Annotated in this window: 17 protein-coding genes and 1 riboswitch; of the genes, 6 read left to right on the top strand and 11 right to left on the bottom strand. The window is 54.6% G+C overall.

The window, feature by feature from the left end; all coding sequences use genetic code 11:
* Together ABV300_RS01955 and ABV300_RS01950 are read left to right on the top strand one after the other, a co-directional pair.
* Positions 1-888, top strand: a complete 888-nt coding sequence (locus ABV300_RS01955) for a prephenate dehydrogenase (RefSeq protein ID WP_353714883.1) — start codon at positions 1-3, stop codon at positions 886-888.
* Between the two features lie 74 nt (positions 889-962).
* Positions 963-2,150 carry a hypothetical protein gene (locus ABV300_RS01950; protein ID WP_353714882.1) on the top strand — a complete coding sequence of 396 codons (1,188 nt, stop codon included), beginning with the start codon at positions 963-965 and terminating at the stop codon, positions 2,148-2,150.
* A 206-nt stretch (positions 2,151-2,356) separates the two neighbouring features.
* Here ABV300_RS01950 and ABV300_RS01945 read toward each other — a convergent pair whose 3' ends face one another.
* The 4 genes from ABV300_RS01945 to ABV300_RS01930 all read right to left on the bottom strand — a co-directional run bounded on the left by ABV300_RS01945 (position 2,357) and on the right by ABV300_RS01930 (position 5,135).
* Entirely contained in the window at positions 2,357-3,535 is a 1,179-nt protein-coding gene (locus ABV300_RS01945; RefSeq protein ID WP_353714881.1) for an aminotransferase class I/II-fold pyridoxal phosphate-dependent enzyme, read from the bottom strand.
* 57 nt (positions 3,536-3,592) lie between these two features.
* Complete coding sequence (locus tag ABV300_RS01940; RefSeq protein ID WP_353714880.1) at positions 3,593-4,078, bottom strand: Lrp/AsnC family transcriptional regulator; 486 nt, start codon at positions 4,076-4,078, stop codon at positions 3,593-3,595.
* 75 nt (positions 4,079-4,153) lie between these two features.
* A complete protein-coding gene (locus tag ABV300_RS01935; RefSeq protein WP_353714879.1) occupies positions 4,154-4,435 on the bottom strand; it encodes a hypothetical protein in 282 nt (93 codons plus the stop codon).
* 226 nt (positions 4,436-4,661) lie between these two features.
* Positions 4,662-5,135 carry a DUF6174 domain-containing protein gene (locus tag ABV300_RS01930; protein WP_353714878.1) on the bottom strand — a complete coding sequence of 158 codons (474 nt, stop codon included), beginning with the start codon at positions 5,133-5,135 and terminating at the stop codon, positions 4,662-4,664.
* Positions 5,136-5,236: 101 nt separating this feature from the next.
* Here ABV300_RS01930 and ABV300_RS01925 point away from each other — a divergent pair, with 101 nt between their 5' ends.
* On the top strand, positions 5,237-5,533 hold the full coding sequence (locus ABV300_RS01925; protein ID WP_353714877.1) for a 2TM domain-containing protein: 297 nt from the start codon (positions 5,237-5,239) through the stop codon (positions 5,531-5,533).
* Positions 5,534-5,568: 35 nt separating this feature from the next.
* On the opposite strand, the gene ABV300_RS01920 is transcribed toward ABV300_RS01925, so the two are convergent.
* Together ABV300_RS01920 and ABV300_RS01915 are read right to left on the bottom strand one after the other, a co-directional pair.
* Positions 5,569-6,069 (bottom strand): ferredoxin-thioredoxin reductase catalytic domain-containing protein, encoded by a 501-nt coding sequence (locus tag ABV300_RS01920; RefSeq protein WP_353714876.1) that lies wholly within the window; start codon positions 6,067-6,069, stop codon positions 5,569-5,571.
* Complete coding sequence (locus ABV300_RS01915) at positions 6,066-6,344, bottom strand: glutaredoxin family protein (protein WP_353714875.1); 279 nt, start codon at positions 6,342-6,344, stop codon at positions 6,066-6,068. Before ABV300_RS01915 ends, ABV300_RS01920 begins: the two co-directional genes overlap by 4 nt.
* Before the next feature lie 153 nt (positions 6,345-6,497).
* Positions 6,498-6,578: riboswitch (ZMP/ZTP riboswitch) on the top strand.
* Positions 6,579-6,623: 45 nt separating this feature from the next.
* On the opposite strand from ABV300_RS01915, the gene ABV300_RS01910 reads away from it, so the two are divergent.
* Positions 6,624-7,097, top strand: a complete 474-nt coding sequence (locus tag ABV300_RS01910) for a hypothetical protein (RefSeq protein ID WP_353714874.1) — start codon at positions 6,624-6,626, stop codon at positions 7,095-7,097.
* A 53-nt stretch (positions 7,098-7,150) separates the two neighbouring features.
* On the opposite strand, the gene gatA is transcribed toward ABV300_RS01910, so the two are convergent.
* On the bottom strand, positions 7,151-8,611 hold the full coding sequence (gatA, locus tag ABV300_RS01905) for an Asp-tRNA(Asn)/Glu-tRNA(Gln) amidotransferase subunit GatA (protein WP_353714873.1): 1,461 nt from the start codon (positions 8,609-8,611) through the stop codon (positions 7,151-7,153).
* A gap of 3 nt (positions 8,612-8,614) precedes the next feature.
* Complete coding sequence (gene gatC, locus ABV300_RS01900) at positions 8,615-8,902, bottom strand: Asp-tRNA(Asn)/Glu-tRNA(Gln) amidotransferase subunit GatC (RefSeq protein ID WP_353714872.1); 288 nt, start codon at positions 8,900-8,902, stop codon at positions 8,615-8,617.
* Positions 8,903-8,969: 67 nt separating this feature from the next.
* Here gatC and ABV300_RS01895 point away from each other — a divergent pair, with 67 nt between their 5' ends.
* Positions 8,970-9,608: a carbonic anhydrase gene (locus ABV300_RS01895; protein ID WP_353714871.1), complete on the top strand. Its 639-nt coding sequence runs from the start codon at positions 8,970-8,972 to the stop codon at positions 9,606-9,608.
* Between the two features lie 67 nt (positions 9,609-9,675).
* Here ABV300_RS01895 and ABV300_RS01890 read toward each other — a convergent pair whose 3' ends face one another.
* Genes ABV300_RS01890 through ABV300_RS01880 form a run of 3 tightly spaced genes read right to left on the bottom strand, consistent with a single transcriptional unit; the run spans position 9,676 to position 13,059 of the window.
* Entirely contained in the window at positions 9,676-10,317 is a 642-nt protein-coding gene (locus tag ABV300_RS01890) for a response regulator transcription factor (protein ID WP_353714870.1), read from the bottom strand.
* Positions 10,304-12,079 carry a histidine kinase gene (locus ABV300_RS01885; RefSeq protein WP_353714869.1) on the bottom strand — a complete coding sequence of 592 codons (1,776 nt, stop codon included), beginning with the start codon at positions 12,077-12,079 and terminating at the stop codon, positions 10,304-10,306. The genes ABV300_RS01890 and ABV300_RS01885 overlap by 14 nt, the downstream gene beginning before the upstream one ends.
* Positions 12,076-13,059, bottom strand: coding sequence for a BMP family ABC transporter substrate-binding protein (locus tag ABV300_RS01880; RefSeq protein ID WP_353714868.1), 984 nt, complete (start codon positions 13,057-13,059; stop codon positions 12,076-12,078). The genes ABV300_RS01885 and ABV300_RS01880 overlap by 4 nt, the downstream gene beginning before the upstream one ends.
* Positions 13,060-13,412: 353 nt before the next feature.
* Between ABV300_RS01880 and ABV300_RS01875 the strand changes: the two genes are divergently transcribed.
* Entirely contained in the window at positions 13,413-14,543 is a 1,131-nt protein-coding gene (locus ABV300_RS01875) for a PilT/PilU family type 4a pilus ATPase (protein WP_353714867.1), read from the top strand.
* Positions 14,544-14,553 lie beyond the last annotated feature (10 nt).

The following is a 14,553-nucleotide window of genomic DNA, read 5'->3' as shown; positions in this document are numbered from 1 at the left end:
ATGGTAGATATCGGACCCAAGAACATCGCTATCGTCGGCGGCTACGGCAAAATGGGCGCCTGGTTCGCCCGCCTGCTGAAAAGCGAAGGTCACCAGGTTACTATTATCGGCCGCCATAAGGACAGGCTGGCCCTGGCCGCCGCCCAACTCGGCGTCGAGGCGGCGGACCGACTTAATGCGGTCACCGGGGCCGATGCCGTCATCATCTCGGTACCTATCGATTCATTCGATTTCGTCTGCGGCGGCCTGGCACCTCACGTCAAGCCCGGCCAGAAGGTTTTTGACCTGACTTCGGTCAAGACCGGACCGGTGGCGGCAATGCACCGCCATTTCCCGCATTCGCTCATCCTCGGCGCCCACCCCGTCTTCGGCCCCGGCGCCAAGGGGCTTGCCGGCCAGAACTTCATCCTCACCCCTACCAGTGATGCCGAAAGCGAGTTGGCGCGGAGGGTATCGCATTGGTTGACCGGCCGCGGCGCCCGGGTGCGCCTCACCTCCCCGGAGGAACATGACCGGCTGATGGCCATCTCTCTCGGCCTGGCCCACTTCATCGCCATCGTCACCGCAGACGCCCTGGTCAGCCTGGACAGGCTCACCGAAATGGCCGGCGCTTCCGGCATCACCTACAAGGCGCTCCTGACCCTGGTGGAGAGTGTCCTTTCAGAAGACCCGGCGCTGTACGCCTCGCTGCAGCTCAACCTGCCGCACCTGCCGGAGATAGAAAGCCTTTTCGCCGATAAGGCCGAGGACTGGGCGAGCCTGGTCAAAGACGGCCGCCGCGATGAGTTTGCCAGCCGCATGGCCGACTTGAAGTCTAAATTGGAAGCGGCAAACCCGGACTTCGGCGCCTCTTACCAGGCACTCTACCGCCTGACCGACCGGGGCTAGATCTGGCTTCCGGCGCTTGACTTATCACAAGCGCGCCCCTGATAATTAAGTCTAATAACCGGCATTGGAGCATCATGGGCTTCCTCAAAGGCCTCGCCCTGACACTGATCGGTATACTATTATTTTTCTCTATCATGCTGTTCGGTGCCGGATTGACCTTCAATTTCACCGCCCTGAGTCCAACCTTCGTTAACCGTCAGATCGAAGACCTGGATGTCGCCGCTATCATCAAGGACTCTATCCTGGAGATTTCAGCCGGCAACGATGTTCCGGATGCACTGCGAGAGTTTTTAGACGGCGAATTGCCGAATTATTCGGAAGAACTCAAGGCTGCCATCGGCGAGGCGGTCGACCGGCTTTACGACTATATTCTCGGCCGCACCGAAACCCTCGACCTCAACGTGGTCATCGGCGAGACCATTCTCGACCCGGAGTTGTTTTATTCCCTGGCCGACAAGATCGACTGGCCGGATCTGGCCGAAGAAATGGTCAAGCGCAAGATTGGGACCGAACTCAATCCGACTTTCAGCTATCTTGCCGATTACGTCGACGATGCCATGCTGGCACTCGATCCCTGGTTCAAACAAACGCTCCGCAGAGTGGTACCGCCGGTACACGACTACCTCCTCCAAATGAGCCCAACTCTTCAGATATCAGTGCCTCTCCTGGAACCGGCAATTGTCATGTACAATACCCTCTACGATGTATATACCCGATTCCCGCCTCCGGAACTGGCCGGAGCAACCCCCGAACAGCGTCTGGCTGAATTTAACAATTTTTTCTTCTTTGAATTGATCCCGGATCTTCCGGCGGCTATTGAGATCGACAACACTTTTTTCGAAGGGGCGCCCCAGAGCCTGACCGACGGTCTGGTGGAAATCAAAATTGAGATTGACCGGGCTAAACAAAACCTGGTTTATTACTGGCTGGCTTTTTACAGTCTCGGGCTGTTTATGATTATACTGGTGGCGTTGGCTTTCCTGATTTACCGGAAAGCCCACAAAACGCTGCACTTTGCCGGCATCGTATTTTTCATCTTCGGATTGGTTGGCTTTGTCGGCGTAATGGTGACCAACTCGATGCTCAACCCGGGTTCGATAATTACCTCCGGTATACCGTCAGCGGTTGAGTTCTGGCTGCCCGGAGTCATCGAAAACGCCCTTCGGCCATTCCTCCTGTTCAGCATCGGCATGGGAGCCCTGGGATTGTCCGGCATCGTGAGTTCGGTGCTGCTGCACCCCCACCCGCCTCGCAAAATTTGAATGCCCAGGCTGGCTATGGGATGTGCTTTGCCGTTTTTAGCGTGGCGGGAAATAATTTCTTTTAAGAGTGATCCATCTGACGTAAAAACCAATTATATTCTTTTACTAACGGGGTGATAACAGAATTGACCAAACGGAAAGCGATCGCTTTGGTTTAGTCCCGCTTATTCAGAGTGGAAGAAGAAGTCGGGGCGGCAGATCGAGTCTTACAACCGGTTGAGAAAGCGCTGAATGCGTTCCAAAGCTTCCTCAATTTGGGACATGGCAGTTGCGTAGCAGCAGCGGAGGTAACCTTCGCCCTGTTCTCCGAAGGCCGTGCCGGGAACTACGGCCACCTTTTCCTCTTTCAGAAGCCGTTCAGCGAACTCATCCGAGGACAGGCCGGTGGACTTGACCGAGGGGAAGGCATAAAAAGCGCCGCGTGGATCGAAGCAGGATAGACCCAGCGAGTTGAAACCGGAGACCATGACCATACGGCGGCGGTTATAGTCGTCGACCATAGCGGTGATATCGTCCTCGCCGTTTTTTAACGCCTCGACGGCAGCGGCCTGTCCCATCGATGAGGCGCATAGCATGGTGTACTGGTGAATCTTGGTCATCCCCGCGACGATTTCTTTAGGCCCGGCGGCGTAACCGATTCGCCAGCCGGTCATGGAGTAACATTTCGACACGCCATTGAGGACGACGGTGCGCTCTTTCATACCGGGCAGGCTTGCGAAAGACGGCGCAGTGACGCCGTAGGTCAAGCGGTTATAAATCTCATCAGAGATGACAATGAGGTTATGCCGTTCGGCAAGTATGGCGATCTCCGACAGTTTGTCGGCTGGCATGACGGCGCCGGTGGGATTGGCCGGATATCCGAGAAGAATGGCGCGGGTCCGGGGCGTGATGGCACGGGCGACGTCGGCAGGGTTGAGTTCAAATGACTGGCTCTCAAAGGTGGGCACCGGGACCGGCACTCCACCGGCTAGGGTAACGCATGACGGGTATGAAACATAGCAGGGATCGGGAAGTAAAACCTCATCGCCGGGATCGAGAATTGCCCGAGCCGCCAGGTCAAGGGCTTCTGAAACACCGACGGTAACGACAACTTCAGACAACGGGTTGTAGTCAAGGTTGTGGGTACGGCTCAGATAAGAAGCGATCTCCCTCCGCAGTTCAGGCGTACCAGCATTTGAAGTGTACATGGTCCGGCCGTGCTCCAGGGCATAGATCGCGGCCTCGCGGATATGCCACGGAGTGGCGAAATCAGGTTCGCCAACACCTAAGGAAATGGCGCCCTCCATCCCGGCTAAAAGGTCAAAGAACTTCCGGATGCCAGAGGGCTTGATGGCTTCAACCCGCCGTGAGGTCAATGAACGGTCGGCTTTGGATTCAATAGTCATAGCATTTTTTAGTTTAGCGAGCTAAAGATTTGAGTGTGCCGGCAAAAAAAGAAGGTATTAAAGGACTACCTGCTGGCGCTGGATCTCCTCGGCGCCAGCTAGTACTTCACCATCTTCTTTATAGCGCTTGAGCATGAAATGAGTGGTGGTACCCTGGACGCCGTCAATCTGAGCCAGTTTCTGGGAGACGAAATCGGCCACCTGGTGCATCGTTTTACCTGTGACCAGAACCGCCAAGTCATAGGTACCGGACATGAGATATACCGTGCGGGCTTCCGGGAAGTTATAGATATGCTTAGCTATAGCATCAAAACCGGTATCGCGCTGGGGGGTTACCTTGACCTCGATGATGGCCTCGACACGGTCATTGGAGACTTTTTCCCAATTGACGACTGTTTTATAGCGGACGATGGTCCGGTCTGACTCAGCGTCCCTGATAACTTGCTTGACCTCGTCGAGCAAGCCGCCGGTCATGCGGGCAATCTGTTCTGGAGTGGTACGCGCGTCGCTTTCGAGGATTTTAAGGACTTCGTGTTTCAGCATAGTCAACCTCTTTGTACCGTTGACGAAGTGATTAAACGCCATTATACGCATAGAGGCGAAGGGTGTAAAGAATACTCAGATTACCCGATCTTGCTTGTGAGCGATAGTGTCGTAAATCATACCGGCACCCGCTCCCAGGGCTATGCCTACTCCGACACCTGGACCGATGTTATTGATAGCCGCCCCAGCCACGGCACCGATTGCGACGCCGATGGCAGCTCCCCACGCCATCTGATCGCCCTCCTCAACCAAATGGTGGACGCCTTTGAGATGCTTCATAATGGAATCAAGCGAGCGGTAGTAGGAGTTCCAGTCGCTGAGTTGCCAGTCCTCATAAGATCCCAAACTCTCGACCAACGAATCAATTCCTGTCTGGTGGCTAAGGCATTTTTCACATCCGGCAGAAAGAGAATTCAGGCGGCGCGCAATACGCAGAACCATATCCAGACGCAGGCGCTTCTGGTTTTTGAGGGATAGGTCGAGGCGGAGGGCCTCAACACGGGCTTCAATTGAATCCGGATGATTAGGCTGTTCGATGGCGCAACCTCGATGAGATTGTTGTGGTAACACAAGTGAACTTGTACTACGAAGCAGGGTAAAACGCCTCCACAAAATAGGCGATCTCGTCGTCTATGGCTTCTTTAATGCGGTCTATGGAGATGGAAACAGGATAACCGAAGGTAGAATGGTACTCGACATCAAGGCTGGCAACCCTGTCGTCTATGGCTTTCTGGATGATCTCAAAGAGTTCATCGATGGTATCCAGAGGTTTGAAGAAGTCATTGGTAACCTCCTTCGGCTCTTTGGAGTACTCCACGCCTATATTTACGTCGTTTGCAACCTTCACAACCACCGGGGAAACAATATTTGGTGGGCAGAAGCAAGCTACGCGCAGATGGTATTCGTAATCGCTGATGCCAGCGGCGCTCCACTTTGACCGGGCATTGTTGAGATCCCGCTGGAACGGGTCGATCAAAAGGTTACAGCCAGGCAACAGACTCACCGCAAGCGCCGCCAAAAAGGCAATGATCAACTTAATGTTGGGCCGATTTCTCATATTTTGTACAACCTCATGTAAGCAAAATAGTTGGCTCAGAGGCTTGAAACCCGCCAGCGGAGTGCTACAATACATCCATCGGCGCATCGAAAGGGGCTACTATGTCTGAAGATAGTTCCGAGAGGGAAATATACGAGCAGGCAAGAAAACGGGTCGAAGAGAAAAAGGGCTTTTTCGTCCATCTGCTTACCTACATCGTTGTAAATGCCGCCCTGGTGGCCATCTGGTTGATGACCGACCCTGGGGGCTATCCATGGTTTATCTGGCCTCTGTTCGGCTGGGGAATCGGCTTGATTTTCCATTTTTTGGGCGTCTGGGTTTTTGACCGAAAGACTGATTGGGAAAGGCGTGAAATCGAAAGAGAAGCAACCCGGCTGCGGAAAGAATCTAAATCCTAGTGCCGGACTGAAGCTTTCACCGTGTTGAGTGACGTTTATACGAAGCGCTCGAACCGTTCTTTGGACGCTTTGCAAATCGGGCAGACCTCCGGCGGTTCCTCCCGGCCGCACAGGTAGCCGCAAACTTTGCAGCGCCATACCGGCTGAGAAAGTTTGATGAGGGCTCCACAACCGGTTATATCTTCCTTTTTTTCAACCAATTTGCCTCTCCTTTCAGGCACCGACCCAAGCTTCCGCTTGCCCTGTAGCACCTCGGCGGAGACGTACAGGGCACAAAAACAGGCGCCATAATCGTTCAGATCAGGGTCCCGGTAGTCGCAGGGGCAGATTATATCCAGGTCTTGGGCGCGTTCCCCGGAGGCTAGTCGGCAGGGACAGGCCTGGTAGCCGTAACGGGCGGTATTAGTTAGTAAGCCCTCAACTAGCGAACGCGTGAACTCGGCTTCAGGGTTCAGGTTGTAGCCTCCCTGCCGCGCATCCGCGTCGAGCGTTTCATACAGCCGGTCAACCGCCCTGGTGCCAGGTTTCTCGGTCATTTCAACGCCTCTTTGATCTCCGCCTCCCGGAAGCCGACGATGGTTTTATCATTATTGAAAACGAGAGTCGGGAAAGACTTGGAGGGATTCCACTTGCTCAATTCTTGAACAGCCGCGTCCCGTTCGCCGCCGGTCAACAGATCAACATACTCATATGTATAGGCGACCCCCAGATCGTCTAATAGTTTCTTGGTCTTACCGCACCAGACACAGGTGGACAGGGCAAATAACAGGATATCGCCCTTGTTCTTGCCGGTAACTGTAACACGAGCCATGTTTTTCTCCTTCAACAGCTTGATCCACATTGATCTGGATTAAGTTTCAATTGTCCCTTAAGGGAGGTGTTATGTCAAAAGATATCGATATTCGCTTCGGCAAAGCTGGTTGACAGCCCACCGTATCTAAACTTATAGTAATTACAATTGATTAATTCATCGTGCGACTGGCGGAAGTGGAGTGCACCACATGGAGCGCGATGTTAATGACTGCCGACCGCCTGGGCTTTTTGGCTCAGGCGGTTTTTATTTTAGGATAAGAAGGAGAGGTATAACTGGATGTTTTCCCGGGAATGGTTCGTTTACGTCTTCGGGCGCTGGATCTTGCTGTCCGGCATCGCCGGGGCTATCATGCAGGTCATTATAGCCGACAGGCTGGGCATACCCACCTTCCCGGCTTTCCTGCTGAACCAGCTCATTTTAGCATCGGTCTTTTGGTATGTGGATAAATATATCTTCCAGCGCCATTTCGGTGCCGTCAAGGAGGTCTTCAAATTCCCCCGCGTCCGCGGCAAGTTTACTCCGGAACACCAGTTCACCAAGATCGCCGAGGAATACTCCGAGTTCGCTACGGCCTATAAGAAGAACCCCGACGACCATAACAAATGGCTGCATGAGTTTCTGGACCTGTCGCACGCCGTGGAAATGACTGAGCGGGTGCTCAAGGAGAACGGCGCCGACGTCAACGCCGAATTCTACAAGATTGTGCAGCAGAACAAAGCCAAAGGCTTGTACGAGAGTGAGGGATCCTAACCAAAAAAGCTTCCGTTCCACACGCTCATCGCGAACGGTTTTTTGGAACTTGCCTAAAGCTGCGGCTGCCGCAGATGCCAGTCGGTGACCTGCTGGAAGGCGTAACCAAGTGTTAAAATGGTCTTCTCGTCAAAAGGTTTACCGATGATCTGCAACCCGATGGGCAGACCGTTGTGGAAGCCGCCCTGGATGGAGATGCCGGGGATGCCGGCGATGTTGACCGGGATGGTGCAGATGTCAGACAGGTACATAGAAAACGGGTCGGCGGCTTTCTCACCAATCTTGAACGGCACCGTCGGCGCCGTGGGAGTAATCAGGGCGTCGTACCTGGTAAAAACCTCGTCAAACTCGCGGCGGATGACGGTGCGTACCTTCTGCGCTTTGACGTACCAGGCGTCGTAGTAGCCGGCGGACAGGGCATAGGTGCCCAGCATGATGCGGCGCTTGACCTCCGACCCGAAACCGATGGCCCGGGTTTTTTCCATGGCCTGCCACATGCTATCGGTCTCTTTATGGGAGAAGCCGTATTTAACGCCGTCGTAGCGGGCTAGGTTGGCCGAGGCCTCCGACGGGGCGATGATGTAATAAACGGCTAGGGCGGCGTCGGTGGTCGGCAGGGAACACTCCTCGATGCTGCAGCCCAGGTCCTCATAGACCTTGAGTGCGGCGTCGACGGCGGCCTTTACCTCTGGGGTGACCCCTTGGGCCAGGTACTCCTGAGGTACTCCGATCCGCATCCCCCTGACGCTGTCACCCAGACAACTATAGTAGTCGTTCTCGGGCTGCGGCACGGAGGTGGAATCGCGCGGGTCGTACCCGGCGATGGCATTCAGCATGAGGGCGGTATCGGCGACATCCTTAGTGAACGGGCCTATTTGGTCCAGCGACGAAGCGAAGGCGATAAGCCCATAGCGCGACACCAACCCGTAGGTCGGCTTCAGGCCAACCACAGAGCAGAAAGCCGCCGGCTGACGGATACTGCCGCCAGTGTCGGAGCCCAGGGCGACCGGGGCCAGTCCCGCGGCCACCGCCGCCGCCGAGCCGCCGCTGGAGCCGCCGGGAACGCGCGTCGTATCCCAGGGATTTTTGGTGGTGAAATAAGCCGAGTTCTCGGTCGAGGAACCCATGGCGAACTCGTCCATGTTGCTCTTGCCGATGATTACGGCACCGAGGGTACGCAGGCGCTCGACAACAGCAGCGTCATATGGCGGAATGAAATTCTGAAGCATCTTTGACGAACAGGTAGTGCGGATGCCTTTTGTGCACAGGACATCCTTCAGGATGATGGGTATACCGGTCAAAGGATGACCCTCGCCGCGGGCAAGGATTGCGTCGGCTACCTTGGCCTGATCGAAGGCGACGCCCCCGGTAACGGTCATAAGCGCCTGAATTTTTGGATCGACGGCATCGATACGATCAAGGTAGGCGCGGGTTAGTTCGATTGAGGATAGCTCTTTAGCCCTGAGAAGTCTCCCCGCCTCGGCTATGGTGAATGCACAAACGTCGATGGTCATGGTTTATTCGAGCACAGCTCGGATGCGGAAGAAGTCGCCCTCTCGCTCCGGGGCATTCGATAGCACGGCGTCAATCGACAGCGATGAAATAGGTTCGTCGTAGCCGAGAATGTTGTACTGGGCTACAGTGTGGGCGGTAGGCGGCACACCATCGGTGTCCACCTGTGACAATACGGCAAAATGGCCAAGGATGTCCGAGAGTTGACTTTGCAGCCGATCTACTTCAGCATCATCGATACCGAGCCGAGCCAGCCGGGCTATGTGAAGGACTTCTTCACGCGTCAATTCCATAATTGGAGGATTATAGCATTGCAGGCCACGAGTTGCATCCTCACATTATTTATGAGCAAATAAGGTAGTGAAAGATATCGAGCGATTCATCACTGGTTTCAGGGCTTTCCGAGAGGACTATTTCGGCGCCGGAGGTTCCCGTTTCGACACTCTGAAGCACAGCCAGCACCCCCGGACAATGATCATCGGCTGCTCCGATTCCAGAGTCGACCCGGCTATGCTTACCGGCGCCGGACCCGGCGATATTTTCATCGTGCGCAACGTGGCGAACCTGGTGCCGCCCTGCGAAGACGACGGCAGAAACCACGGCGTCAGCGCTGCCCTTGAATTCGCAGTTTGCCAGCTTGAAGTTGAACATATCGTGGTACTGGGACATTCCGGATGCGGCGGGATCAACACCCTGATGGCCGGCGCTCGCGGTGAAAATCATATGGGCTTTCTGACCAAATGGATGGATATTGCGTCGGCAGCTCGGGACCTGGTGCTGTCAGATCTGCCTGGTAAAAGCCCTGAATTACAGCGGCGGGCGGTGGAGATGGCTTCGATATTGCTATCTCTGGAAAACCTGCATACCTTCCCTTTCATCACCGAGAAAATGGCTGCCGGCAGGCTGTCGCTCCATGGCTGGTACTTCGACCTCCAGGCTGGGGAACTGCTTGAATACCACGCGCCGAGCGGGGTTTTCGAGAGGATAGATCAGCGGTAATTTCGAACAACCGCCCCACACCTGGTAACCCAGAAAGTCCGAGCAGCTGCGCCGTCACCTGAAGTCGCTATTTGATCAGTTTCTGCTTAAGCGCCATCGACACCGCTTCAGTGCGTGATGTGACACCGAGCTTGGAGAGGATGTTAGATACGTGGAACTTGGCGGTTGAGGCAGAGACGCCAAGTTGATCGGCGATTTCCGAGTTAGGCAGGCCGTCCACCATCAACGCCAGGATCTCTTTCTCCCGTTCCGTGAGATCATAATCCCGGGCTGAAGGATGCCGCATTTCTTCAATCAGTACCTGGGTGGCTTCTGATGATAACTTGGACTGGCCGGCCATGGCGCCGCGGATAGCGGCTACCAGTTCAGCTGCCGAGACTGTCTTAAGCAAATAGCTCATGGCGCCAGCCTTGAGCGCTCCGTCCACCTGTTCCCGCTCTTTGAACGAGGTCAGGATAATCACTCTGGCCGCGGGGCAGCGCTCGTGGATAAGTTTGGTTGCAGCAACGCCGTCCATCACCGGCATCAACAAATCCATCAGCACAACATCCGGTTTCAACTTTTCGCACTGACGGACGCCTTCCGACCCGTCGGCAGCTTCGCCGACTAGCTCAAGGTCGTCTTCAGCGGCTAACATGGCGCTTAACCCGCTGCGCACCACGTTATGGTCATCAACCAGCAGAACCCGGATCGCTTTAGTCTCCGCCATGAATTTCCTCCCCGGCCGGCAGGCGCCATTTTAGATTCACCACGGTGCCGCGGCCAATTTCACTCTTTACTTCAAGATCAGCCCCGATATCGCGGGCGCGGTCTCGCATGATGCCCAGACCAAGGCTTTCCGGCCTGGTCGCTGAACGATCAAAGCCCAAACCATCGTCACTGACGCTGAGCACGGCAGAGCCGCATTCGCAGCGCATCTGTATCATAATATGATTAGCTTGAGCGTGCTTGGCAATATTGTTGAGCGCTTCTTGGGCGACGCGGTAAAAGGCCACCTTGACCTCCGGAGTCAGCTGGCACTCTTCGGATACTTGAAGATCCACCGAGGTGGGTTGGCGGGTGTTGAACGATTCCACCAGTTGGCGCAGCAGGTAACTCATATCTGCGTCCGCCAACACCTGTGGCCGCAGTTCGAAGAGTAGGGTGCGCATTTCAGCCAGGGCACCCCTGGTCAGGCGCTGGATCTCATCCAGCCGCCGGCGTCCTTCTTCCGGATTCTTAGCCCACAGCTTGGGCAGTACTTCCGCGATAATACAGGTAGAAAAAAGTGTCTGGCTGACCGCGTCGTGCAGGTCTCTCGCCAGGCGGTTACGCTCTTCAGCCGCAGCGTGTTCCAGCTTGCCTTCGGTAGCCTGGAGGCGCTCGATCATCCGGTCGAAGGAGCGGGATAGTTGCCCAAGCTCGTCCGTACGGTCCGAAGCTGATATTCGAGCTAATTTGCCCGTAGCGGCGATGCTGTTGGTAGCCTCGGTCAGCTTGACAATGGGGCTGGTCAGATTGGACACCGCCCGGAAGATGGCGGCGGTGCCGATGACACCCATGGCTACCCAGAGAGCGACGATAGTCGCTGCCATACGGTCAATCGGAGCATGGGCATCCGCCTCAGATTGCTGGACGATAACACCCCAGCCGGTCAAGCCCCCGACCGGGCTGAAGGCTGATAGCACAACCTGTCCGCTTTCGGCTTCGGTATATTCTACGGAACCCTCGTTGCCATCAATCAGATCCAATAGTTCTTCCGGCAACGGCCGGCCTATTAATGCCGGCTCCCGGTGAGCAACAATCTCTCCGCTACGCGATACCAGGTACACGAAACCGGTTTGGCCGAACGTAATCTGCTGGATACCACCCCAAATACCCTGAAGGTCAATTTCTAGCACTACCGTACCTAACGCTGGATTGAGCGGTAGGCCCAGATACATGACCGGGACATTTTCAATCGGGCTGAAGTTTACCTCCGAAAGAAAAGTGCCCAGTGCCCGAGATGAAATATAGGCATCTAGAACGGAGTCATTAACTGGCGCCGCTGGTCGTGCCAGGATTTCCGCGTTCGTCAGCCTGAACAAATTATCAACACTATCGTTGATATAGAAACGCAACGCTCCCCGGGAATCATAAAAATAAATACTTCGGTATCTTTGAGGCGCCGAAAGCCGAAGCGATACCGCGGCACCGACCTGTCCAGAAACATCCGGATTAAGCAATTCCAGATGCCGGCCAAAGTTTCGGGCGTCAGCCAGGATCTCCGCCACTTGAGCATTTAGGTCACGGCCGATAATCGAAGCGATCTGGGTATTGCGCTGGCTGGTTTCTTGAAGCATATAACTCTGACCAAACCCAAGAAAAGCCAGGCTGACTACGCTAACCGCCAATATCCAGAAGATGACGCTGGATGTGACTAACTGCCGTTTTAGGCTGAACTTAACCCAACCGCTATCGGGCAGAGACGAGCGTTTCTTTTCCAAAATCATTCGGCCAATATCGTTATAAGGCCGCCGATGACCTTCTGTTTCAGCTCATCAAGACGTGCCACCATCTGCGGTGTCACTAGGTTGGTATCGAACGGGCCAAGCGAGAGACCATTCTCTTTCAATCCCAGCGAACGAGTGCCAGCGATGAATTTATCATCCCTGACTTCCTCTATGAGTAGCAGTACCGCCGTATCCACTCGTTTTGGGCGATTGCCGACGACATTGCCCGGAGCCAGATAGCGCTGGTCGCCGCTGGTGCCAATTGTCAGCTTGCCGGTCTGCTGGGCAGCCTGAATGATCCCCAGCCCGGTGCGTGAAGCGGCATTATGGATTACATCCACGCCCTCGCCATAACGTTTAAGCGCCAACGCCAGGCCGACCTGGGGATCGGCGAAGGTGCCGGCAAAGTCCGTAATCACTGTGACTGAAGGGTCCTGATAGGCGGCTCCCTGAGTAAAGCCTGAAATAATGCGGCGAATGGCCGGGATGTCTGTACCGCCGATGACACAGACCTTTTTGGTTTGGGTGAGCATCGCTGCCAAGGCGCCCATCAAAAAGTCGGCTTCCTGCTCCCGGTAGACGATTGAGGACACATTGGGCGCGGCTAGTTCAAAATCAATTCCGGCGAATTTGACGCCTGGAAATTCTGCGGCCACAATCTTCAAAGGCTCCAGGTTTTCAAACGCCACGGCGATGATAAGATCATACCCGCTGCGGGCAAAAAGGCGCAGGGCGTCAATATTTGCTTCTTTGCTGCCAGAGGCGACGGTTTCAAACCGGATGTTGTATTTCGTTTGGGCTTCGAGAAGCCCGGCATGGGCAGAGTCGTTAAAAGACCGATCACCCAGACCGCCGCTGCCCAGCAACAGGCCAACATTAAGCACCCTGGTCTGCTCCTCAACAGGAGTACAGGAAGCTGACGGCAGGAGTGAAATAACGACGACTAGAATAAAGGATAAACGCCGTAGCGACAACATCATTTCAATGCATCACCTGACAATCCAATATCCTACCTATCAGGCTATTTGTTGTCAATCGTTATTTTTTAATGAGCTGAATTATTATTTAAGTTGTTCCACTGCACTTCGCTATCTCAGTTTTAGCGGAACAAGCACATTGAAGTTTTCTGAGGCTGTCAAATCATTTCCTGGTCAAGTCTGATATATTCCATTATTATGCGCAAATAATATTAACTATCGTAAGACAGATTATGCATTAATAATGATCTAAGCGGACGGTATTATTGTCACTGTCACGTTCATTTAAACCAATACGAAAAATATTTCTTTAAAACCCCTTGTATTTTATTGATTACCAGATATAAACTGAACTTATGGACGTACTCGAATTGGTCCGCACGGCAGTTGACCTGAAAGCATCAGATTTACAATTAGTGATCGACAGCCCGCCGCTTCTTAGAATCGATGGTGAACTCCAGCCGGTTGAAGGGTTTGGGGATCTGACGGCGCACGATATTGACGTCGCTCTGGTTCAGCTTGCCGATGAAGATCAGCGTCAAGTTTTCCTGACCACCAAAGAACTGGATTTCGCATATTCTATGCAAGACTTGGGCCGGCTGCGATGTAACGTGGCCAGGCAGATGAACGGTTTGAGCCTGGCTATTCGGCTCCTGCCGCCGAAAGTACCGACTATCGACGAACTTGAGCTGCCTCAGATTCTGAAGGAACTGGTGCAGCAACCACGTGGTTTGCTGCTGGTCACCGGCCCGACCGGCTCCGGTAAGAGTACCACTCTGGCTGCGATGATCCACCACCTGAACCAGACCGGCGGTCACCATATCATCACCATCGAAGATCCGATTGAATATGTTCACCGCCGGATCAAATGCGCTATCACCCAGCGCCAGCTTGGAGACGACACCACCTCTTACCCCTCAGCATTGCGGCATATCCTGAGACAGAACCCGGACGTCATCATGCTGGGCGAAATCCGCGACCCGGAGACAGCCGCCGCCGCCTTAGCCGTAGCTGAAACCGGGCACCTGGTGCTCTCCACCAGCCACGCACCTTCAGCGCCTCAGGCGGTTGAGCGAATCATAGATCTGTTCCCGCCGCAAGAGCGGCATCTTGCCGAGACCCGGCTGGCATCACTGCTCATTGCGGTCGTATGCCAGACGCTGGTGCCGCGCGCCGATGGTTCCGGGCGAATCGCCGCGGTTGAGCTTATGATTGCCACGCCAGCCGCGCGCGCCCTTATCCGGGATGGTAAGGTTTACCAATTGCACAACGTTATCACTACCAGCCGGGAAAACGGCATGGTGACAATGGACGAGGCGTTGGCTGAACTCTATAAGAGCGGCAAAATAAGCCTGAAGTCGCTTTTCGCTAATTGCAACGACTCCAACGAGGTGAAAAAATACCTCGGTACGACTCTGCGTCCTTTGGAAGAAATCGCGAAAAAACAGCAGTTCCAAAAAAACGCTGCGGCGCCGAAAGAATCCTGACGCCGAATTA

The organism is Dehalogenimonas sp. 4OHTPN (assembly GCF_040448695.1).
Classification (GTDB): Bacteria; Chloroflexota; Dehalococcoidia; order Dehalococcoidales; family Dehalococcoidaceae; genus Dehalogenimonas.
The sequence above is the reverse complement of the archived record's forward strand: the minus strand, read 5'-3'. Positions and strand labels throughout refer to the sequence as shown.